Source organism: Vibrio sp. Vb1166 (assembly GCF_033338695.1).
Classification (GTDB): domain Bacteria; phylum Pseudomonadota; class Gammaproteobacteria; order Enterobacterales; family Vibrionaceae; genus Vibrio; species Vibrio alginolyticus.
The window spans coordinates 380,521-401,302 of sequence record NZ_JAWOTE010000001.1; the positions used below are offsets into that span (position 1 = coordinate 380,521).

Genomic DNA, 20,782 nt, shown 5'->3' on the forward strand with positions numbered 1-20,782 from the left:
TTAACCTGCCTTATTAGCCATCGACTCTAGCTTAAGTATAGCAGGGCTAGATGTTGCTTTGAGTAGCGCTTTAGGTCTTGCCAACAAGGAGGTTTTTGATTTTTGGCCACCACAACCACAGGAGCCGCAGCCGCCTTTTTGTTTGTGAACACTTTTCTTATGATTGTTTGATGGGCGTCCTTGAGAGGGCTCAATCAAAGGCTCTCTTGGAACCGCAAGCACATCTTCCAATGAACTACGAGTAGACAGCCTAAATACTGGCGTGCCACTGCTAAGTAGCTTTGCCAATACACGTTCACCAATATTTCGCACAAGAACAGCATCCACATTGTACCCTTGTAGAGACTGAATCAACTGAGACTTCGCATTACAACCCGCTTGTGGCATAGAAGCAATGTTCGCTAAGTTTTTTAGCATACCGTCAGTATCAGAATAAATAGCGATGTATGGTGCTTTTACAAAGTGGTTTGCCACCCGCTCACCATCATTAGGAATAGCATAAATCATAAGTTTGACTCCTCATTCGGAAAAACTAATGCATGACCTTCAACTAAACTTTTTGCGACTTTCAATCTTGCACTTTTTACTGTGTTACCAAAAGTTTGTCTAGAAACGCCCATCTGCTCCGCAGCTTGCTGCTGGCTAAGCCCCTCTAAGTCGGCTAAACGTAGCGCTTCTAACTCTTCTGGTAATATGGCGACTTGCTCCAACTGATTAAATGGAATGCCATTGGGCTTAAAGCAGTGGTGAGCCGCACGTCCGCATATTCGTCTTTCTATCTTTGGTCTTGCCATCATTGTCCCTCAAAAACACAGAGTCAAATTACGCCTTAAACTGGCATATGCCAATAACATTTTTAGCATATGCCAATAAACTAAGTTTGCAAAAATCAACACGACAAATACGTAATACATCAGCATTAATTAGACATCTAATAATTTAGAAATTTCGATGACAAACGAGCAAAAAGATCAATTCTAATTAACCGGATAATAAAAACGTTAATTTGCGCAGATTTTTCATACAAATACACGCTAATGTGTTCATTTTATTGAAGAAGAAAAACTATAATCTAAGCAAATTATTAGTTTGAACACTAATGATTGTTTTATTTAAAGGATGTATACCTAAGGAACGAAAAAGAGAAGTTTGACGATATTCGCCTGAGCTTAAAGAGTAATACGTTCGATAAAGAACCTGTCGAACGACCATTACTTGGCCTAGGTGCCCTACTCTTCTTGCCAAATTAAGTTTCTTGAAAGCGCTTAGGTATATCAGAAAAAGGAAGTACATATGTCTGACTCAAATTGGCTCAGCGAATTCCCGGAAATGGATGCCTCTGATCTCAGGGCGATTCGCAAAACACTCGACGGCGCCTACAGAGATTTCTCTCGCGAGTATGGTGAACTCATTGAGTCTCTGTTTGATCCGCTCCTTGCGTTTCTTGTCTGGTTTGAAAAACTTCTGATTTCTACACCTTGGTTCATTATTTTAGGTGTCTGCACCACTCTCGTTTATGCCGCCAGCCGCTCTTGGAAACTGGCCGCTGCATGTTTTGGTTCGCTGATTCTGATTGGCTATTTCGGAATGTGGGAAGACACTATGCGCACGCTCAGTATCATCACTGTGTGTACCATGCTTGCCATTGCACTCGGTATCCCTATCGGTATCGCTATGGCGCGCTCTAATCGCATTCAGTCGGTGGTAACACCATTACTCGACGTCATGCAGACCATGCCGGCATTTGTGTATCTCATTCCAGTTGTGATGTTATTGGGCATCGGGAAAATTCCTGGCCTTATTGCAGTAGTGATCTACGCGATTCCACCGGTTATTCGTTTAACCAATTTGGGCATTCGTCTAGTTGATAAAGAAGTATTGGAAGCCGCAACCGCATTTGGTGCCAGCACTCGGCAACGGCTTTTTGGGGTTCAGCTTCCGCTTGCAATGCCAACCATCATGGCGGGAATTAACCAAACGATCATGATGGCACTGTCAATGGTGGTCATCGCATCAATGATTGGGGTAAAAGGTTTAGGTCAGCCTGTTCTAAAGTCTATTACCAATCAATATTTCACTCTTGGTCTTCTCAATGGTTTAGCAATTGTCGCCCTAGCAATCCTTTTTGATCGTGCTTCACAAGCGTATGCGAAACGCACTCAAGCTCATTTAGGAGACTCAAAACATGACTAGTCCACTTATCGAAATCAGCGGTCTGTATAAAATCTTCGGCCCCAAGCCCAATAGCGTGATTGAGCGCGTTAAGTTGGGACATAGTAAAGAGCAGGTTTTAACGGAAACGGGCCACACGGTCGGACTAAAAGACATCAACCTGCAAATTCAAAAGGGTGAAATTTTTGTCATTATGGGATTATCCGGTTCTGGAAAATCCACCATGATTCGCCACTTCAACCGATTAATCGATCCAACCATGGGGCAGATTTTGGTAGAAGGGGTGGATGTCATGCAACTTTCGAACAAAGAGCTTGAACAGTTTCGCCGTCACAAGATGTCTATGGTGTTCCAGCGCTTTGGTTTGCTGCCTCATCGCACTGTTATCGACAACATCGCATATGGTTTGGAAGTTCAGGGAATGAATAAAGAGGCGCGCTTAGAAAAAGCAAATGAATGGTTAGAAACCGTTGGACTGACGGGTTATAAGCACCAGTATCCTGCTCAACTATCGGGTGGACAGCAACAGCGTGTGGGCCTTGCACGGGCACTGGCTACCGACGCCGAAATACTGTTGATGGACGAGGCTTTTTCAGCATTGGACCCTCTGATTCGGAGCGAAATGCAAGATCAGCTGGTAGAGCTGCAACAGAAGCTGCACAAAACCATTATTTTCATTACTCATGATTTAGATGAAGCGCTTCGACTTGGCGATCGCATCGCGATTCTTAAAGACGGTGAACTTGTCCAACAAGGTTCACCAGACGAAATTTTACTGCATCCTGCCGATGAGTACGTTGAAGCCTTTGTAAAAGACGTCAATAGAGCGCGAGCACTGACAGTCGAAACGCTGATGCAGCCACCTTCGTACTGTGTTCGCGCTGAAACCATTGAAGATGCACTAAGTGAAATGAAACGTGTTAAACGTGATTATGCCTACCATGAGACCAATGCAGGCTATCAAGGCGTGATAACACAGCAAGGATTGCTAAACGCAGCGAAGTTAACTCATATATCAGATTGGCGTGATGATATCTATGAAGAGGTGCCTATCATCTCTCCACATTTAGCCATTGAGCAAGTGCTGACTGAAGTCATGTCGTGTGAACATTCACTGCCCGTCATCGATGAGCACGGCCATTTGAAAGGCGAATTAAATCGTCAGGTTATTGCGGAGCTGTTTTCTGATCAACGAAGCACAAAACGAGGCACTTCACGCTCAAGCTTCAATAACGTTTCTTAGATGATGTTGATAATACAGCTCACAACAATGTGGGCTGTTATCAATTAACTCACTCCCACTCCCACTCCCCTTTTTAGATATTTGTCTGTGGGCTCAAGCTTGATACCCAAAGCAACATTTACATTGTTCTGATTTTCCTGACAATTTCATGCTCATATCCGGTTTTATTGACATAGTTAGATCATTCTATTGCTTTTTGATGACGCAAATCCTCGATAAATGTCTACTATTACTCTCATACAAAATCTTGATTTAAAGAGGGATAAAATGAAAAAGACAATGTTGGCACTAACAGGCGCGGTAATCATTCTTGCAGGCTGTCAAGATGAGAAACCTGCCGAAACAAGCGCAGTTGAAGTACCTCAGGCAACGGAAACTGAAGTCACCACCAGTGCAGACGTTACGACTGAGACAATTGACACGTTACCAGTAGAAGAAGAACAGGTAATTACTGAAGAGACATTTGTAGACTCTGAACACAACGCACAAAGTGCTCTGGACTGGAACGGCACCTACAAAGGAACACTACCTTGCGCGGATTGTGCTGGTATCGATATGACCATCACACTAAATCAAGATGGCACTTACGTACTTGAAGAAAGCTACCAAGACAAAGAAGACGGTCAATCAAAATCTGAAGGTCAATTCACTTGGGACGCAAATGGCAGCATCGTAACGTTGACAAATGAAGATGCACCAAACCAATACTTTGTTGGTGAAAACGTACTTATGAAGCTAGACATGAATGGCGAAAAAGTAACGGGTGACCTAGCACCACTATACAACTTAACGAAACAGTAAGAAGTTAGTATCAATACCTGATAAATACCCCAAATCCGAGCCACCCCAGCTCGGATTTTTTCGCTGTTTTAACGAAAGCTATTCCAGCAACCTTTCTATTCTGAAGCAACATTCTGCTTCTTACCCTGATTGTTCATTACATTTCCATACGCTTTGCCGATAGATGCTTACAACGTCATTTTGTACAGTGTTCAAAACAAAACAAAACAGAACAACTCGGAAAAATGATGAAAAAAACATTAATTGCACTACTTACTCTGACAGCTGCTGGCTCAGCTTTCGCTGGCGATACTTACATTCGTAACGGTAACATCTACAACAACGAAGGCGGTTGGAACGTAGAAGCTGGTGTGGCTCAAGGCAGCGATCTTTTCAAAGCTCAAAAGCATAATACAGCACCAATTCTCAACGGTGGTTACCATGGTGACGACTTTAATGCCGACCTAAGTGGCATTAACTACCGCTTCTTCGGTAACACCAATGAGTTAATCAACATGAGTGCCTACCTTGTAGGTAGTGGTGTAATGCGCGACGGTGATACAGCGAAAAGCCTGAAAGGCACAGATAAACGCCGTTTCGCCGTCGATCTAGGTTTAAACGCAGACTTTACACTGGATCAAAACAACGTCATTTCTACATACCTTCAGCACGATATCAGCGGTGCTTACAAAGGTTACTTGGCGGGCGCGACTTACTTCCACATCATGAAATTCGGTAGTGTTGATTTTGTTCCTTTTGCTAACCTAACTTATCAAAGTGAAGACTACGTAGATTACTACTTTGGTGTGAAACAACGCGAAGCAAACGCAAACCGCAAAGCATACAAAGGTGATTCAACGGTAAGCTATGGTGTGGGCTACAAACTTGTTATGCCAATCAACGACAACTGGCAAGTAAGCCAAATGACACAATACACGCGCCTAGGCAGCGGTATCAGCGACTCTTCTATCGTTGATAGCGCAAACCAATGGGTTGTTGGCGCAAGTGTGTCGTACAACTTCTAATCCGATACGCCCTTATAAAGCCATCATTTCGATGGCTTTATGCGTTGGACATTTGCATAATCTTGAACACCGACTCTAGTGTGAATGAGCAATCCATAACCTATGTAAATCGCTATAGCCTGTATTCTTCACCTGCACACCTCGCACTTGCTGTGTTTTTGTCACTTCTTCGTAGCCAACAAACAAAGGCAAATATAGGTACTGATCGCGCAGCGCTTTCTCTAGGTTTAATAAAGACTGTAGCGAGTGATCATCTGCCATCGCCCTGCGAACCTTTTCTCTATGGCTTAACATCTGGCTTTGATCAAAACTAAAACGCAGTCCAGTTGCTATCGACAGCCATTCGAAGATGCCATATTCAAATGGTGCTTCCATGACTTCCTCAATGAAGAGCAAATCTGCTTGGTGAGACACTACCTCAGGAAAACTAATGTCATCAATAACAATGATCTCTAACTCTAATCCCGTTGCACGAATCACACTGTGCAACCATTCGGAATGACGAATTAAACTCGGAATCGTCCAGACAGGTTCAGCTAATACCACTTTACCTTTCAGTTTAGGTATCACAACACCATCTGTTATTGATAAATCTTGCTCGTGAGTCTCTAACTGAATGCTGTCAACGGCACTTGGCGCATCATAAATTCGCTTTTGCACATGGATGTAATCAGCGAGTTGATACCAAGTTTCTTTTGTGAGTTGGGATTCCGCGCGTTCGCGGTAGGTCACATATGAAAATGCGCTAATTTTTTCCACTTCAACGTGATCGGAGCTTTGGTTAAAGCTCAACATATTTAAGGTTTTAACATCACCATGAGACAGCGTTATTTGATCTAACAATGCGCGTGCTGAAAAATACTCTTTGTGCGCTTCAAGAGTCATACTCTCCTGGTTCCAGCCGCTGATTTTAAATGGCCCAGTCCCTATGTGGTAGGAATAACTAGAACCGAAAGAGACGACATCTCGACACAGAATAGACGCATGAGGAGTTGCTAGCATGTATGGAAACAACTTGTTCGGATGCTTCAATATGATTTTTAAGCAGTTAGATGTTTCTGCAACCACGCTATCAATGCATTGCCAGAGCTCGTGAACTGGTCCTTTTATCTCCCTAAGTCTTTCTATACTCCAAACCACATCCTGTATGTTAAGGGGTTCGCCATCATGGCGATATATGCCTGGCCGCAACCATAACGTCATTACCTTGCCTTCCATTTTCCATTCGTGTGCTAACGATGGCTCGATACCACCATTGGAATTTTGGGTCAGCAATACGTCATAAACGCTTTTCGCGACGTGTAATTCAGTGTGACGGTAAGTATTCGCAGGGTCGATTTTGGATACCCAAGGGTAAGAAGAAATCAAAATAGCGTTATTTGATTCATTCAATCGATTCACTTTTTCAGATGCGATAGTTAGTGCTCTAACCGCGGTTTGACCGAACCAATCAATAAGTTTCGTTATTGAGTTCATTCTTCCTCTGCCAAGCTCCTCAACCAAAAACTCGGTCATCGCTTGTTGGAGGGAAATATTAATACTGAGACGGCTAGCGTTACTTCGGCCAATCGCAGGTTGCCAATCGACCCAATCGTAAGTGGCAAGCTTTTTCATCACAATAGAAACATTGCGCCTCGACGTGCAAATCACCGCTTCTAGCTCAGAAAGCGTAACAAGGTGATACTGGTGAGGTTCAAAGTGCTTTAACAGTAGATCCAGATACCTAAGATTGACATCGTTCACAAAGATTCCTAAGAGTTATTCCAAAGCAAAAAAAATAGCACAGGACGCTTAGCAACTAAACTTCCTGTGCTATATCTAAACAAATTCAAAGCTTGGACTCAGCTCGACCAACAGAAGTCAAAAACGTTTACTAAGCCAAGAGGTAACTTGAATAAGTATTCTTAGAAACGGTAGCTCATACCTACAGAGAACACATTGATGTCTGCATCAACCGTTACTTTTTCATTGCCAAATTTCGCAATGTCTAGCTCAGGCATCATGTATTCCCATTCAACTTGTAGAGCAAAGTTTTCAGTAATAGCGAACTCTGCGCCTAAACCGTACATGCCTGTTACAGTGCTGTCAGAAATGGTGGTATGGCCTGCGCTACCGTCAATCACAGAGTTGCTAATTTTGAATTCAGCATTGAAGTAAGAAAGACCAGCTTTAGCAAAAAGGTTGAAACGATCGCCAATCGGTAGAGTCGCTTTTGGCTGAATCGATAGATACTTCATGTCACCAACAGTAACAACTTTGCCGTCTAAAGCATCGTAGCCACCAATGGCTGCTTCTAGAGAAATGTATTCGTTGAATTTGTAACCACCGAATACTTTGCCTGAAAGGCTTGAGTCATCTTCAAGTTTAAGTTTAGTGCTAGCGTTAGTACCACCACCATTGATAGAGCCATTAACATCACCAAACGATGCTTGACCTACAGATGCACCAACGTAAGGAGCTGCGTTTGCAACAGAACATGTTGCTAGAAGGGCTGTCATTAGCCATGTTTTTTTAAACATTGTATTTCACTGCCTGTTAATTATTGAGGTTGTGTTTTGCCCATCCTTAAGCATGCCATGCTGTCCATTTCACTTGGTTTCAAAACCAAGTGGATGTTAATGAATAAAAACTCAATAAAACATGAAATATTTAGACACAACTTTGCCACTTTCTTTCTTAATTTTGACAATTTAGTCATTTCACAAGCATTGCTGCTTCAACCAGTTAGTGAGCTTGATGATTTCCGCTTGCTTGGCTCGACTCTTTTTATGAATAAAATAAAAGCTGTCTCCGGTTTCCAATCCATGAGAAGGGATGTACACCAAATCGTGCGCTTTATCTCTTTCATTGAGCATAAAATCATTCGCAAATGCGATGCCTTGGTCATAACGCGCCGCCTCTATTGCCAACAACATATGACTAAAATGTTGAACATCGACATCTTTCGGCAAGGTGTAACCGCCCGCTCTGCACCACTCAGCCCAGTCTTTTCCTCTCTCACGATAAATTGAGTCTGTCGACAAAATAGGGTATCGCCAAAGCGCTTCTGGAATCGGTTGATCTTGCAACTCTTTCCAAATTTTATGGCTGCAGACCGGATACAGCGTCTCCGCGTATAACTTTACCGACATGTAGTTTCGCTTTGGCTTTTCTACCGTGATGAAACAATCGCCAACGCTGTCTGTCTGTTCAGGATCACCAACGACCATATTGAGTGTCAGATCGATTTCTGGATGTAAGCGCTTAAAATCAGACAAACGCGGAATAAGCCACTTTACGGCAAGCGAGCTATAAATCGCCAACCGTATGCTGCCTTTGTCCCCTTCTCGCACCTTTTGGCTGGCCATCGCAATTGAGCTAATTGCTGGGCTAATATCCTCTAAATAGCGGGTGCCCGTATCGGACAAAGAGAGCTTTCTGCCTTGACGGATAAATAATGATTCACCCAAATAATCTTCTAATAATCGTATCTGGTGGCTAACGGCACTTTGCGTCACATTGAGTTCTTCAGCAGCAAGCGAAAAGCTAGAGTTTCTGGCAACAGATTCAAAACAGTGAACAGCTCTGAGTGGTGGCAATTTCATTATCTAAAAATCTCATACTTAAACTAATAAATATCACTTCACTTCATCCTATGACATCACCTACTCTTTGGCAAAGAAAGAGGAGAGGAAAAAGTGAAAGTTACATCGGTCGGAGCAGCGATGCTGCTATTAATTGTTGGAAATCTCATTGCGGTGCTTTCGGACTCTTTAATTAAAAGTGTCGGAAATGAAGTGCCTATTTTTCAATTTGTCTTTTTCCGACAAATATCAGCGGTGCTTTTCCTGCTGCCAGTCTACCTGCTAACAAAAAATGCGCCTTTTCTTGAAGGGTTTAAGTGGCATGCTGTTCGCGCTCACGTATGGTTACTTGGTGCAATATTCATGGTTTTGGCGATCTCATCTTTACCGCTCGCAACTGCGAACGCGATCTTTTACGCCGCGCCATTGATCATGTTGCCACTTGCAGCAATCTTTTTTGGAGAACAGTTGTCTAAGCAATCGGTCGCTGCAGCGATAATGGGCTTTGCCGGTGTATTGGTCATCATTCGTCCAGACCAAATCGATTGGGCAGCCATTTCAGCTTTAGTTGTTGCAATTACTTTAGCAATCAATAACTTGCTCATTCGAAAACTGCCAAAAAATCAGTCTGTGATGCAAACGTTATTGATGACAAACTTGGCAGGTATTCCAGTAGCCTTCTTGCTTGTTCTGATCGAAGCAGAACCTTGGGACTGGAGTGCTTTCCCTGTTGCTGCTGGCTCAAGTTTGTTCATCATGATTTATGCAGCAACATGTGTCATCGCTTACCGCTCGATCGATAGCAACAAAATTGCTAGCGCTGAATACAGTGGCTTAATTGGTGCCGTGTTTGTGGGATTGATTTGGTTTGGAGAAGTGCCAGATATATTTATGGCAATAGGAACCATTATGATTGTTGTGCCTCTGGTTTGGCTTTCTAAACGAGAGCGTCGCAAGAAAAAGTTGCAAGAGCAACAAGAAGCGCACGTTACTTAAAGTTGTGCTCTAGCCCAAAGACTAAAAAACCGAGCCGTAAGTGCTCGGTTTTTTATGTGGCTCTAATCGTTTTTTACGTAAGCGACTACGTGAGATAAAAACTGCCTTGCAAAGCGATCATTAAACCGGATGCGATATTCATGCTCGGCTTCCGACACTAGACGCCAGCCTTCAGCAAAGTATTCTTTGATATCATCAACCGCCTCTTCTTTATTTTTGATGTGTTTCGCGTTCCACTGATAAGTGCAAGAGACAACGATCAGCCCACCCACCTTGGTGGTTTTTTTTAGAGCATTGATCACGCTAAGTGGCGACTCACATTGATCAATCACATTTAAACATACGACTAAATCAAAGCGAGATTGGAGAGTATCAAGCTCAAAAGGCTGGTTAATTAGCGTCAAATCAACATGAGCACATTTCTGTACGATATCTCTATTCTCTACCTCTAAAGTGTTTAAGGTGTTCACATCGTGAAGGTAAGTAAGCTCGACGCGTTGTTCTTCTATTAATAGTTGCTTCAAGCCATCCATTAACCTATTTGAAGGCTCCACAAGCGTCGCTTCTCTAAGGTTAGGTAAGCGTTGCACTAACTCATAATAATTTCTTCCCAGCGCCGCCCCAACCTCAAGTAGGGAATACGGCTGAACGCTGCTTTCGATTACCGCCTGCGCAATAAAATCAGCAACTTGGGAGCAGTGAGGTGATGACAAAAAAGAAAGTGGGACTTGTTTTGAGCGACTGGTTATCATCTCAATCTGTTGATCCTCAATGAACTTGTCGAACCATTGCGCTTCGAAATAACCAGCCAAACCGTGCTCGGTCAGGTAAAAATCTTCCATGTTTTTTCCGTTCGTACTTTTAGAAAAGTGATTGTATCGAACACGGAAATTAACGGGTATTTCTGGCCGCACATTCCAATAGGAAAACAGATGAAAACGCCGCTTGTGTGAAAAAGCCCTTTCATCTCAAAGATAAAAGGGCTTGTTAATCGCTTCGGTTAAGTCGCTAACTATTGTGGTAGAACAACGTTACCATCTTGAATTGGGAACGTTTTTGTCGCTGGCTTGCTCGCCAAACGAACCGTCGTTGGTGCACCTGAAACTTCGTAAGTGACGTCGTAACCCACTACTTTATCAGATGTCGTATATTCTGTATGACACTGTTTTTTCGTCGTTGTTACTACATCACCTTTTTGCACATTCTCCTGGATCTTACGACCTGTCAGTGCACCAGCAATCGTACCAGCTGCAGTTGCAATCACTTTACCTGAGCCACCACCGATTTGGTTGCCCAGCGCTGCTCCAGCTGCTGCGCCACCAACCGTACCAATAATTTTATTGTCATCCGCAGGGGCAACTTGCTCGGTTACTACCACGTCTTTACATACTTGGTGCGGCTTTTTCACCGTTTCAGTCACCGCTTCAACCAAAGTAATGTTTGCTTGAGTTGGAGCTGGTGGCGTTTTGTCTTTACAGCCTGCTAGTACAGCAACAACTGCCGTTGCAATTGCGATAGATTTCATATTCATGATTTACATCCCAGTATGGTTTGCTTTGATGAGCGTTATGGTAAATCGCAAAAGGGAAATCACATCAGACGAAAACAAACCCTCTGTTATTAACAAGTAAAGAAACACTGTTTTATAAGAGGTACGTCAAGAAACACTCAGCAACGTGTCAACAGAGCTAAAACTGTATCACTACTGATTATGATTGGGCTGGACTAGTCTATGAGATTTATTTTTAAGCCAAGCTCAAAAATAGTTCGTCATCCGTTAAATACTTATGACGGTGGCTTAGATTACGCACGTGCATAAACATAAAATCAGGGAAACCAGGCGCTATAATGTTATTTGGTTCCCAGCATACACCGCCAACAAACACATATCGCCCCTGCTTGTCATCTTCGTGAAGGGGGTTATTAAGAGGAGAAGAAAACTCTGCTCGGCAACCTTCAACCACACAAACAATTTGTCCTTTAAAAAGGCCAATCACGCGCTTTACAAGATTTGCCTTGATACCACACCTCCATGCTTGGCGAGTGGCCATCTCATAGCCATATTTTCGGATCGCTTTCTTTTGCAAATGTACTACTAGGTTCATTTTGACTCCTGATTCAAGCAACTACGTGAAGCCCAAAGTCATAAAAGCAGATAGACGTCTATACCCGAGTGAGCTCATGGTACGTGGGAATAAACTACGTGATTAGACTGAGTTTAGTGTCGGATGAGATACACCGTCCACGATGCTGTAACGTATCGATTTACACTAATCAAAGGCAGATAACACATCAACTTTTGAGTGCTTTCCTGCGCTGTATCTGGTTACTTCTGTATATTACTATAACGAAATCACCCTCCACGTTTACCTATATAAATTTGTCGTAACGATAGAGGGTGCTTATCAAGGAGAGAGGATAACGCCTACGCGTCAATGAGATAATTTTGACCTTCAGTTTCTAAACGATCGATCATTTTACGACACTCATTTAAATCAAGAGGTTGTTCAAAGCGGCGCTTGAGATTCATCAAAAAGAAGATATCTTCACACATGGCTTTCTCAGGTTCGTCACTGATTTTGGCGACCGGTGAACCATTGCACGTGACCATTTTTATCACGATAGAAAGTGGCTGGTAGGCTTCACCATCTTTATTGACATAATCACCCATATCATTGGCAAGAAAAGTACCGATACCAAAACTCACCTGAATACGTCCTTGGAAATACTCGCAAATATCTAACGCTTGTTCGAAGTTAAGTCCGTCGGTAAACACCAGTGTTTTTGTTAATGGGTCTATATTCAGTGACTGGTAGTGTGCAATCATTTTTTCACCCCAGCTATAAGGGCAACCACTATCGTGACGTACACCGAAGTACGCGTTACTTAGTTCTTCATCAAAGTCTTTAAGGAAAGCATCGATACCAATCGTATCGGTTAACGCAATGCCTAGTGCACCATTAAACATTTTTTGCCAACGTTGCAACGCCACTTTTTGCGAATCTCGCACATTCACCAGAGCTTGGTGTCCCATAAACCATTCATGAGCAACGGTGCCGATAGGCGTCAAGTTTAGCTCTTTTGCTAAGTGATAGTTGCTTGTTCCTGTCAAACATTCCGGCACTTCCTGGCACAAATATTCCAGCATAGTGCGCTGAGCTTGGAAGGAAAAACGTCGACGCGTCGACATGTCAGAAAATTTAAAGTTAGTGATGTTACGACGTTTTAGTTCCGACTTTAGGTGCCGAACTTTCTCTTCTAAAACAGTGGTAAATTGCACAACAGGGATATCTGACCAACGCTGACGGCTACGAACTTCAGACACGATGCTCATGATGATCGTTTCGTACAAGATGGTATCTCGCCACAAACCGTTAATAGTAATTCTTAACTGGCTTGAGCCATCAGCCATGGCTTTGTTATGGAAAGAGACATCGCTTTGTGGGTTGAAACGGAAATGGCGCAGTGCATCAACAAAGTCAGGATTCAGGTAAGGCGCGACACGCTTAATATATTCAATTTCTTCTTGCGTAAATTGAATATCTTGCAGTTTAAGGACTTCGGCTTTTACCTCAGGCAAAAGCTCAGAAAGGTCTTCCTCACTGCGCACGATAAACTTATATGACACCATCGCATCAGGGTAAAGCGCTGTTACAGCACTCATCATATTGACTTTGTAGACATCGAAATCCAAAGCGCTTTGAATGATGCGGGAAGAAAATAGTTTGGTGGTCATTAGGTGCCCTTCTACATGCCCTTCCTGGGTATATAACTTTTTGTTACTAACTAATTTGCGTAAACAATAAACACCCATCTATAGTTTGTCAACTTTTGTTACTAACCACCCATTTTTATAAGGTTTTTTTGTCTAGAATTCGAACAAGCATTGTGAATAAGTCAGAGTCATCCGTAAATTTATGCTCAAACCGTATTAAGAACACTACCGAAAACGTTTCTAACAACTCGTTACTTACCCATTGATTGACCACTTGTTATGCGCTAGATTACTTACAAATCAATATTAGGACCCAACCATGATCGTATCTGTCGACATTATTCCATTCAGGCTATCTGGCTGTGCCGATAAGGGATTGGAAGTGTTGTTGATTAAACGTTCAAATCCAAATCGGCCATACCATGGAGTCTGGGCACTACCGGGCGGATTTGTCTTTGATAAAGACTTAACCAGTGAAGGCGGACGCCCGGCCGATGAAAACTTTGAAGCGGCGCGTCGCCGAATTTGCCGTGAGAAAATCCATACCTACCCTCGCCATTTTAGCGAAGCGTTTATCGACGGTGATCCAAAGCGCGATCCAGAAGACTGGAGCTTAAACATTACGCACTACGCCTTAGTCGATCGTAACAATGTAGAGCAAATAAATAATGCAGGTGTACCGGAATGCCAACTTAAATGGTTTTCGCTACAGGCTATTCTCAATGGAGAAGAAACCCTCGCATTTGATCATCAAAAAACCATTGAAAAAGCGTGGCAAAAGCTTCGTGCATCCATTGAATACACATCGGTTCTTTTGTTTGCATTAGACAAAGAGTTTTTGGTTGCGGACATCATTTCTGCTTATCAAGAGTTTGGTATTGATATCAGCCGAATGACGATTAAGCGCCGCTTGATAGATTCAGGCGTACTAAAACCCACTAATAAAGTCGCTTCAACCAACAAAGGCAAAGGTGGAAAACCCGCAATGGTATATACGCTGACTAGCGACGAAGTAACCTTTTTTCAAAACTGTTTGCGTGGATAAACGCAGACAATCAGACAGACAAGGAGTCTGCCATGACTGTTCGAGTAAACTATCAAACTACAGCAGTGATCGACGTTGATCCAGAGAAAGGCTTTAGTGAGTTATGTCCAAATGAACTGCCCGTTGCAGGTGCGTTGGAAATCGTACCGGAGCTTTTGAGTAATCATGCCAAAGGCCGATTAAAACTGGTCAGTCGTGACTTGCACCCACCGAAAGCAAAATGGGATGCAGAATCGCCAGCCAATATGCTTGAGCCCGTTGGTTTACCGAATGTGGATATAAAGTGGAACCGTCACTGTGTGCTTGGCACAACAGGTTCTGAGCTGCTAGATGGTTTACCACCCGTGTTGGACTATGATTTTCAAGTTAATAAAGGTATGGATCCTGACGCGCACCCTTACGGTATTTTTTTCCATGATATTGCCGACACCAAAACGACAGGCGCGCATGAATTTCTAAAGTTCAACGGGATTGATACCTTAGTTATCGGTGGCCTTGCCTTAGACTTTTGCGTGAAAAAATCCGTCATGCAAGCGTTGGAACTTGGCTACAGTGTGGTAGTTAATCTTGCTTCAACTCGTGCGGTGCTGCCTGATAATATAGAGAATGTGCTGACAGAGCTCAGAGATAATGGCGCATTATTTGTCGAAAAAGCGGACGACATCATCGTAGAAAAGTTCGCCTAGAAACGATAGTAACCGAGAAGGATTTCACCATGCATCAACATGAAAAATTGAATTACGTTGAATTTGGTTCCACTAATGTCAGTGCGACCAAACAATTTTTTGAGCGTGCTTTTGACTGGAGCTTTACCGATTATGGCCCAGAATATTCTGCATTTTCAGGACAAGGGTTGGATGGCGGATTCTTCAAATCTGAGTTTATAAACCAAACCGCAAATGGTGGCGCACTTTTAGTATTTTATAGCTCAGACATTCAGGCCACTCAGGCAAAAGTAGAGCAGCATGGTGGAAAAATTATCCGCCCTATTTTCGAATTCCCCGGCGGCTGTCGATTCCACTTCACTGAACCGAGTGGAAATGAATTCGCAGTATGGTCAGAGAGCCATTAAGTCATCACAAATCAACAACACACCATCAACGTGAGCCCAAGCTAGCCAGATCCGGAACTGGCATTACATTTCTGGTTGACCTCATCCTTGGTTTAATTCACTGTTAGCGCAACAATTAATCGATGAGGCGCTAGACCTCGACCAAGGATGTCAAATGACTGCCGTCAGTTTTTTTCGCTTACTCTGCCTCGCTGCTATTTGGGGTGGCTCGTTTCTGTTTATGCGAGTCGCCGCCAACACATTCGGGCCGGCTTACTTAATCGAATTTCGAGTTACATTTGCCGCCGTCGCTTTGTTATTGATCGCCGTATATTTGAAGAAGAAACTCACGTTAACTGCGCATACTAAACACTTCTTTATTATTGGCTTATTCAATAGCGCAGTTCCATTTTTACTCTTTGCGTACGCAGCCCAGACACTGAATGCATCAACTTTAGCAATATTGAACTCAACCGCCCCAATATGGGGAGCACTAGTTGGCTTTGTTTGGTACCGCAGCCCACTCACAGCGAAATCTGTTCTCGGTATGCTAATAGGCATTGGAGGCGTTGCAGTCTTGGTCGGCTTAGATACTTCAACCATAGGTGAAGAAGCCATGCTCCCTATTGCCGCCAGTTTGATGGCTTCTTTCAGCTATGGCATTGCTACCAACTACACTAAAAATGCGCCACAAGTACCTGCTTTTGACAATGCTCACGGCAGCATGTGGGCGGCGGTTATTTGGGTACTGCCGCTGCTACCATTCTTACCAATGCGTGCAGAACCAAGTCATTTCGAATGGAGCTCTGTTGTCACGCTCGGCGTTGTATGCACAGGGTTCGCTTATTTGCTCTATTTCCGCTTAGTTTCTGATATCGGCCCAGCGTCAGCACTGACTGTCACTTTTCTTGTTCCTGTTTTTGGTATCTTATGGGGCTACTTGGTGCTAGATGAGCCCGTCGGCTCTAACACCATCATAGGAACAATTCTAGTGCTTAGCGGCACTATGCTAGTCACCGGTTTCTCCCCAACAGCAATGCTCGCGAAGCGAAAACGAAGCGTGGCTTAATCAGCCTAATATAACTTCCACACCTCGCTTTTTGATTTGTTCAAGGTCGCTTTTCGGAGCGGCTTTGTCAGTCAGCAGCACTGATATTTCGTCAGTCTTACCAATTGATGAGGGATAAATTTGCCCAAATTTACTAGAATCCGTTAGAACAATATTGCGCCTTTTTTTCGCAATGATGGTTTCTGCGATCTCAGCGCGCATCATGTCGCGGCTAGTAAAGCCAGTGTCTTGATGGAAGCCGTCAATACCCAAGAAGGCCGTGCTGAAATGAATGTTCTCAATACACAACTTAGTCAGCGGTCCGACCAAGCTCTCGCCTTGGTGCTGATACACGCCACCAAGCAAGATAATGTTGGCAGAAGTGTTACGGATGAGATGGGCGATATACGCCGATGGCGTAATGATGGTCACATCGCCGCGCTCAGCCAATGTCCGAGCCAACAACGCATTGGCACTGCCTCCTTCAATCAGCACTGTCTCATTCGGTGCGACCAAATCCGCAGCTTGGTTTGCGAGCGATTGTTTAATATCGAAACGTACTTCCAGGCGGGCATCAATGTCATCACTTTGCAACGCGGTAGCTGCGCCGTGAACGCGCTTTAGGTAGCCCTGTTGCTCCAGAAAGTTCAAATCCTGTCTGATGGTCACGCCCGACACGCCAATGATGTCAGAAAGCTCCGTGACTTGAACGCGTTTACGGTCGTTCACTAATTGCAGAATTTCATTTTGTCTTGGGTTCACAGGTTCGCTCCTTATTGATGAGCTTACAGTATACTCACCTGATGTTTCATATGAAAAGAACTTGAAAGTAAAAAGGAAAAAACGCGTGGTCTGATTAGCCAAGCTTTACCTTGCGAATATCGCTCCCATCAACAGATAATAGGGCAACGAAAATGGGATGGAAGAAGAGGGGTTAACTCCCTACATCCCAACAACGGTAAAGACTAGGATAAAAGTAATGGAAGAAATTTACTTCGCAGGCGGTTGCCTTTGGGGCGTGCAAGAATTTATGCGCCACCTTCCGGGCGTAATCAACACAGAAGCCGGGCGAGCAAATGGCACAACGGATAACACTCAATCCGAATACGATGGCTACGCAGAGTGCGTGAAAACCCAGTTCGACCCTGAGCAAGTTTCGGTTGAAACTTTAATGGGGTATTTGTTTGAGATAATCGACCCTTACAGCGTTAACAAGCAAGGTGAAGACGTAGGTGAGAAGTACCGTACTGGTGTTTATAGCCAAAACGAACAGCATCTCACCATGGCGAAAGCGTTTATCGCAGTACGACCGGACGCCGACAAGATCGCCGTAGAAGTACTGCCACTCACAAATTATGTGCCAAGTGATGATGAGCACCAAGACAGACTCACAAACTTTCCGAATGATTACTGCCACATCCCATTAGATTTACTACATAAATACAGGGATAACTCGTAACCATTCAGTCAGCATCGCTTTAAAAGGCAAGATGCATATCAGTTTAAATCGATGCCGTCCACTAATGACAATGTCATTTCTGCCGCCGATATTTCCTTACAACCCGACGAGTTTTGTCCGCACCACAACGGTGTGAATTCATCTCGGTTTTGCTTTTCCATAAGCGCTCTTAGTTGAGCCATTTCAATGGAGGCGTATGGGAATTTCGGCGCAAACTCACTGATGTAGCCTAGCTCCGACATCGCGCGATTCACAATGCCTCTCGCTGGTCGGCCCGAGAAAACATTGGTCACAGCGGTATGTTGCGCGCGTTCACTGGCAATGGCATATCGATGTAAAGACGATGTTTTCGCCTCATCACACAACAAATAGGCGCTGCCAACTTGAACGGCACTCGCTCCTAATCTCAACGCGGCTTCCACCCCACTTCTATCAGCGATTCCGCCTGCAGCAATAACAGGCAAATTCACCCGTTTGGCGATTTGTGGTAATAACGCCATCAAACTTAATTGAGTAGTTAAATCATCCGATAAAAACATACCTCGGTGTCCACCAGCCTCCAAGCCTTGGGCGATAATACCGTCAACGCCTTTTGCTTCTAGCCAAAGTGCTTCGTCCACCGTGGTCGCTGACGAAAGGATCTTCCCTCCCCACCCTCTAATTCGAGCTAACAGATCATCGTCTGGCAAACCAAAGTGGAAACTGATCACTGGCGGTGCAAATGGTTCAATCGCGTCAGCAATATCATGATTGAAAGGCATCCTTGTCGGAGCGTTTGGCTGAGCCTGAACGGTTGCATCAACCTCGGAAAAATACGGTTGCAGCGTTTTTTGCCACTTTTCGTGCTTGTTGGCGTCATACTCCGGCATTTCATGGCAAAAGAAATTGAGGTTAAACGGTCGGTTAGTTGCCTGCTTGATAAGTTGAAGTTCTTTTACGATGGCGTCTTTGTTCAGCATTCCACAAGGTAACGAGCCAAGCCCGCCAACATTACTGACGGCTATGGTCATTTGGCTGTCTTGCACACCGGCCATTGGCGCTTGAATAATCGGTAACTCTGTTCCCAAAAGTGTATTAAATACCTTATTTATCATGACCTTTCCTTGAAAACTTAACCTTTACCTGTGATGGATCTGCGCCATCGTTATCCAGACTAGACTTTCACATGATTAACCACTTATAAAGTTAAAGTGATGCATTTGTGCGCTATGCACTTTTGATAGAAATGACAAAGGGAGCCTATGGCTCCCTTAATATGCTGAATAACAAGAATCAGAGTGACTATCGTACGACATCTGATTCAAGCTCTAGCTCTGCTACAGACAGCATGGCAAACTCTTCCTCGGCGGTTGCTGCCACCAATTTGTTGCGGCTGTATAACCCATAATAAACACCACCGATAAGAAACAATCCCATTGTCATGAAAAAGGCCGAGGGATCAAAAGCATAAACACCTGTCATTGCGATCAAAGAAAGCACCAGAGAAATACTCGACGTAATTATCCCACCAGGCGTTTTATATGGACGAGTTAATTCAGGCTGTTTAATTCGCAATAAAATATGGCTCAAGGACATTAATGCGTACGATACAGTCGCACCGACAACAGCCATCGCCAAGATTAAGTCCCCCTCACCCGTAAGTGAAACCAAGAACCCAAAAACGCCCGGAACCAACAGCGCACGAGAAGGCACTTTTTTGTCACTGGTTAATGACAAAGTTTGCGGTAAATAACCCGCGCGGGAAAGCGCAAACACCAAGCGGCTGTAACCATAAATGATAGAAAAGAAAGAAGCGATAAGACCAGCTAACCCGAGTAAGTTCACGGCCATTGCTACCGTTGAATTGCCCGTAAGCTTTAGGGCGTCAACTAATGGCACCGCGCTATCGCCTATGACCTTTGAGCCAACCGCACCAGCCAAAAGGACGACTACGAGAGTTGCGGTTAGCAATAAAAACAGCATCGCACCAATGATGCCTTTGGGAACATCTTTTGCCGGATTTTTTGCCTCCTCTGCCGCTAAAGGCACACCTTCAACCGCAAGAAACAACCACATTGCAAATGGCAACGCAGCCCATACGCCATACCACCCAAACGGCAAGATTTCTGTTGCCTGAGCCGTCGCCGGAGCAATATCGAATAAGTTATTAACGTCAAAGTGACCAATAAGCACAGCAGCAGTAATTAGAATAGCTAGCACAGCCAAACCGCTGATGACCATCATTACTTTGAGAGCTTCGCCAACCCCTGCCATATGAATAGCGATAAAGACGGCGTAGAAAAGTGCGTAAACAACAGGACCATCGATACCAACCAATTCATTAACTGCTGAGCCAATAAAAATCACTATCGCAGCAGGCGCGAGCGCATATTCAATCAAAACTGATAAGCCAGTGAAAAAGCCACCTGTCGGCCCCATCGCCTGTCTTGCGAAGCTGTAACCACCACCCGCAGCAGGAATAGCCGCAGACATTTCAGCTAAAGACAATACTAGCGTGAAATACATTACTGCCATCGCGATAGCAGCAATAAGAAAGCCTCCCCATCCTGCTTGAGCGATGCCAAAGTTCCAACCGGCGAAGTCACCAGATATAACATACGAGACACCTAAGCCCGCAAGTAAAATCCAACCTGCGGTGCCTCTTTTTAGCTGCCTTTTGGCCAAGTACTCCTGATGTTTAGACAT

Annotated in this window: 22 protein-coding genes; 10 read left to right on the forward strand and 12 right to left on the reverse strand. The window is 44.0% G+C overall.

Going from position 1 to position 20,782, the window contains the following annotated elements:
* Positions 1-507, reverse strand: coding sequence for a NifB/NifX family molybdenum-iron cluster-binding protein (locus tag R7E51_RS01585; protein ID WP_005373923.1), 507 nt, complete (start codon positions 505-507; stop codon positions 1-3).
* Positions 504-794 (reverse strand): DUF134 domain-containing protein, encoded by a 291-nt coding sequence (locus R7E51_RS01590; protein ID WP_005373924.1) that lies wholly within the window; start codon positions 792-794, stop codon positions 504-506. The genes R7E51_RS01585 and R7E51_RS01590 overlap by 4 nt, the downstream gene beginning before the upstream one ends.
* Positions 795-1,293: 499 nt before the next feature.
* On the opposite strand from R7E51_RS01590, the gene R7E51_RS01595 reads away from it, so the two are divergent.
* The 4 genes from R7E51_RS01595 (at position 1,294) to ompV (ending at position 5,220) form a co-directional block, all read left to right on the forward strand.
* Positions 1,294-2,193: an ABC transporter permease gene (locus tag R7E51_RS01595; RefSeq protein WP_005373926.1), complete on the forward strand. Its 900-nt coding sequence runs from the start codon at positions 1,294-1,296 to the stop codon at positions 2,191-2,193.
* Complete coding sequence (locus tag R7E51_RS01600) at positions 2,186-3,415, forward strand: quaternary amine ABC transporter ATP-binding protein (protein WP_005373928.1); 1,230 nt, start codon at positions 2,186-2,188, stop codon at positions 3,413-3,415. The genes R7E51_RS01595 and R7E51_RS01600 overlap by 8 nt, the downstream gene beginning before the upstream one ends.
* 267 nt (positions 3,416-3,682) lie before the next feature.
* Positions 3,683-4,216, forward strand: coding sequence for a copper resistance protein NlpE (locus R7E51_RS01605; RefSeq protein WP_005373930.1), 534 nt, complete (start codon positions 3,683-3,685; stop codon positions 4,214-4,216).
* A gap of 227 nt (positions 4,217-4,443) precedes the next feature.
* Positions 4,444-5,220, forward strand: a complete 777-nt coding sequence (gene ompV / locus R7E51_RS01610) for an outer membrane protein OmpV (RefSeq protein WP_017819788.1) — start codon at positions 4,444-4,446, stop codon at positions 5,218-5,220.
* 75 nt (positions 5,221-5,295) lie between these two features.
* Here ompV and R7E51_RS01615 read toward each other — a convergent pair whose 3' ends face one another.
* The 3 genes from R7E51_RS01615 to R7E51_RS01625 form a co-directional block, all read right to left on the reverse strand.
* Positions 5,296-6,963, reverse strand: coding sequence for an ABC transporter substrate-binding protein (locus tag R7E51_RS01615; RefSeq protein WP_017819787.1), 1,668 nt, complete (start codon positions 6,961-6,963; stop codon positions 5,296-5,298).
* A gap of 161 nt (positions 6,964-7,124) precedes the next feature.
* Complete coding sequence (locus tag R7E51_RS01620; RefSeq protein WP_005373936.1) at positions 7,125-7,739, reverse strand: outer membrane beta-barrel protein; 615 nt, start codon at positions 7,737-7,739, stop codon at positions 7,125-7,127.
* Positions 7,740-7,919: 180 nt separating this feature from the next.
* The gene (locus R7E51_RS01625) at positions 7,920-8,804 is read right to left on the reverse strand and encodes a LysR family transcriptional regulator (protein ID WP_005387224.1); all 885 of its coding nucleotides are present in this window, start codon (positions 8,802-8,804) and stop codon (positions 7,920-7,922) included.
* 93 nt (positions 8,805-8,897) lie between these two features.
* Here R7E51_RS01625 and R7E51_RS01630 point away from each other — a divergent pair, with 93 nt between their 5' ends.
* Positions 8,898-9,779 carry a DMT family transporter gene (locus R7E51_RS01630; protein ID WP_005373940.1) on the forward strand — a complete coding sequence of 294 codons (882 nt, stop codon included), beginning with the start codon at positions 8,898-8,900 and terminating at the stop codon, positions 9,777-9,779.
* A gap of 62 nt (positions 9,780-9,841) precedes the next feature.
* Here the strand turns inward: R7E51_RS01630 and R7E51_RS01635 are convergent, their stop codons facing one another.
* The 4 genes from R7E51_RS01635 to pncB form a co-directional block, all read right to left on the reverse strand.
* Positions 9,842-10,621 (reverse strand): methyltransferase domain-containing protein, encoded by a 780-nt coding sequence (locus R7E51_RS01635; RefSeq protein WP_017819786.1) that lies wholly within the window; start codon positions 10,619-10,621, stop codon positions 9,842-9,844.
* Positions 10,622-10,791: 170 nt separating this feature from the next.
* On the reverse strand, positions 10,792-11,310 hold the full coding sequence (locus R7E51_RS01640; protein ID WP_005373945.1) for a glycine zipper 2TM domain-containing protein: 519 nt from the start codon (positions 11,308-11,310) through the stop codon (positions 10,792-10,794).
* Between the two features lie 214 nt (positions 11,311-11,524).
* A complete protein-coding gene (locus R7E51_RS01645; protein WP_017819785.1) occupies positions 11,525-11,884 on the reverse strand; it encodes a hypothetical protein in 360 nt (119 codons plus the stop codon).
* 320 nt (positions 11,885-12,204) lie between these two features.
* Positions 12,205-13,515: a nicotinate phosphoribosyltransferase gene (pncB, locus tag R7E51_RS01650; RefSeq protein WP_021035923.1), complete on the reverse strand. Its 1,311-nt coding sequence runs from the start codon at positions 13,513-13,515 to the stop codon at positions 12,205-12,207.
* 298 nt (positions 13,516-13,813) lie between these two features.
* On the opposite strand from pncB, the gene R7E51_RS01655 reads away from it, so the two are divergent.
* The 4 genes from R7E51_RS01655 (at position 13,814) to R7E51_RS01670 (ending at position 16,659) form a co-directional block, all read left to right on the forward strand.
* Complete coding sequence (locus R7E51_RS01655) at positions 13,814-14,539, forward strand: NUDIX domain-containing protein (protein WP_005373953.1); 726 nt, start codon at positions 13,814-13,816, stop codon at positions 14,537-14,539.
* A gap of 32 nt (positions 14,540-14,571) precedes the next feature.
* Complete coding sequence (locus R7E51_RS01660) at positions 14,572-15,225, forward strand: isochorismatase family protein (protein ID WP_017819783.1); 654 nt, start codon at positions 14,572-14,574, stop codon at positions 15,223-15,225.
* A 29-nt stretch (positions 15,226-15,254) separates the two neighbouring features.
* The gene (locus R7E51_RS01665; protein WP_005373957.1) at positions 15,255-15,611 is read left to right on the forward strand and encodes a VOC family protein; all 357 of its coding nucleotides are present in this window, start codon (positions 15,255-15,257) and stop codon (positions 15,609-15,611) included.
* Positions 15,612-15,765: 154 nt separating this feature from the next.
* Complete coding sequence (locus tag R7E51_RS01670; RefSeq protein ID WP_005373960.1) at positions 15,766-16,659, forward strand: DMT family transporter; 894 nt, start codon at positions 15,766-15,768, stop codon at positions 16,657-16,659.
* Here R7E51_RS01670 and R7E51_RS01675 read toward each other — a convergent pair whose 3' ends face one another.
* Complete coding sequence (locus tag R7E51_RS01675) at positions 16,660-17,400, reverse strand: DeoR/GlpR family DNA-binding transcription regulator (RefSeq protein WP_017635127.1); 741 nt, start codon at positions 17,398-17,400, stop codon at positions 16,660-16,662. It abuts the gene before it with no gap.
* A gap of 217 nt (positions 17,401-17,617) precedes the next feature.
* Here R7E51_RS01675 and R7E51_RS01680 point away from each other — a divergent pair, with 217 nt between their 5' ends.
* Positions 17,618-18,097 (forward strand): peptide-methionine (S)-S-oxide reductase, encoded by a 480-nt coding sequence (locus R7E51_RS01680; RefSeq protein WP_005373965.1) that lies wholly within the window; start codon positions 17,618-17,620, stop codon positions 18,095-18,097.
* Between the two features lie 38 nt (positions 18,098-18,135).
* Here the strand turns inward: R7E51_RS01680 and R7E51_RS01685 are convergent, their stop codons facing one another.
* Both R7E51_RS01685 and eat read right to left on the reverse strand, forming a co-directional pair.
* Positions 18,136-19,191, reverse strand: a complete 1,056-nt coding sequence (locus R7E51_RS01685) for an NAD(P)H-dependent flavin oxidoreductase (protein WP_017819782.1) — start codon at positions 19,189-19,191, stop codon at positions 18,136-18,138.
* 187 nt (positions 19,192-19,378) lie between these two features.
* Complete coding sequence (gene eat, locus R7E51_RS01690) at positions 19,379-20,782, reverse strand: ethanolamine permease (RefSeq protein ID WP_005373969.1); 1,404 nt, start codon at positions 20,780-20,782, stop codon at positions 19,379-19,381.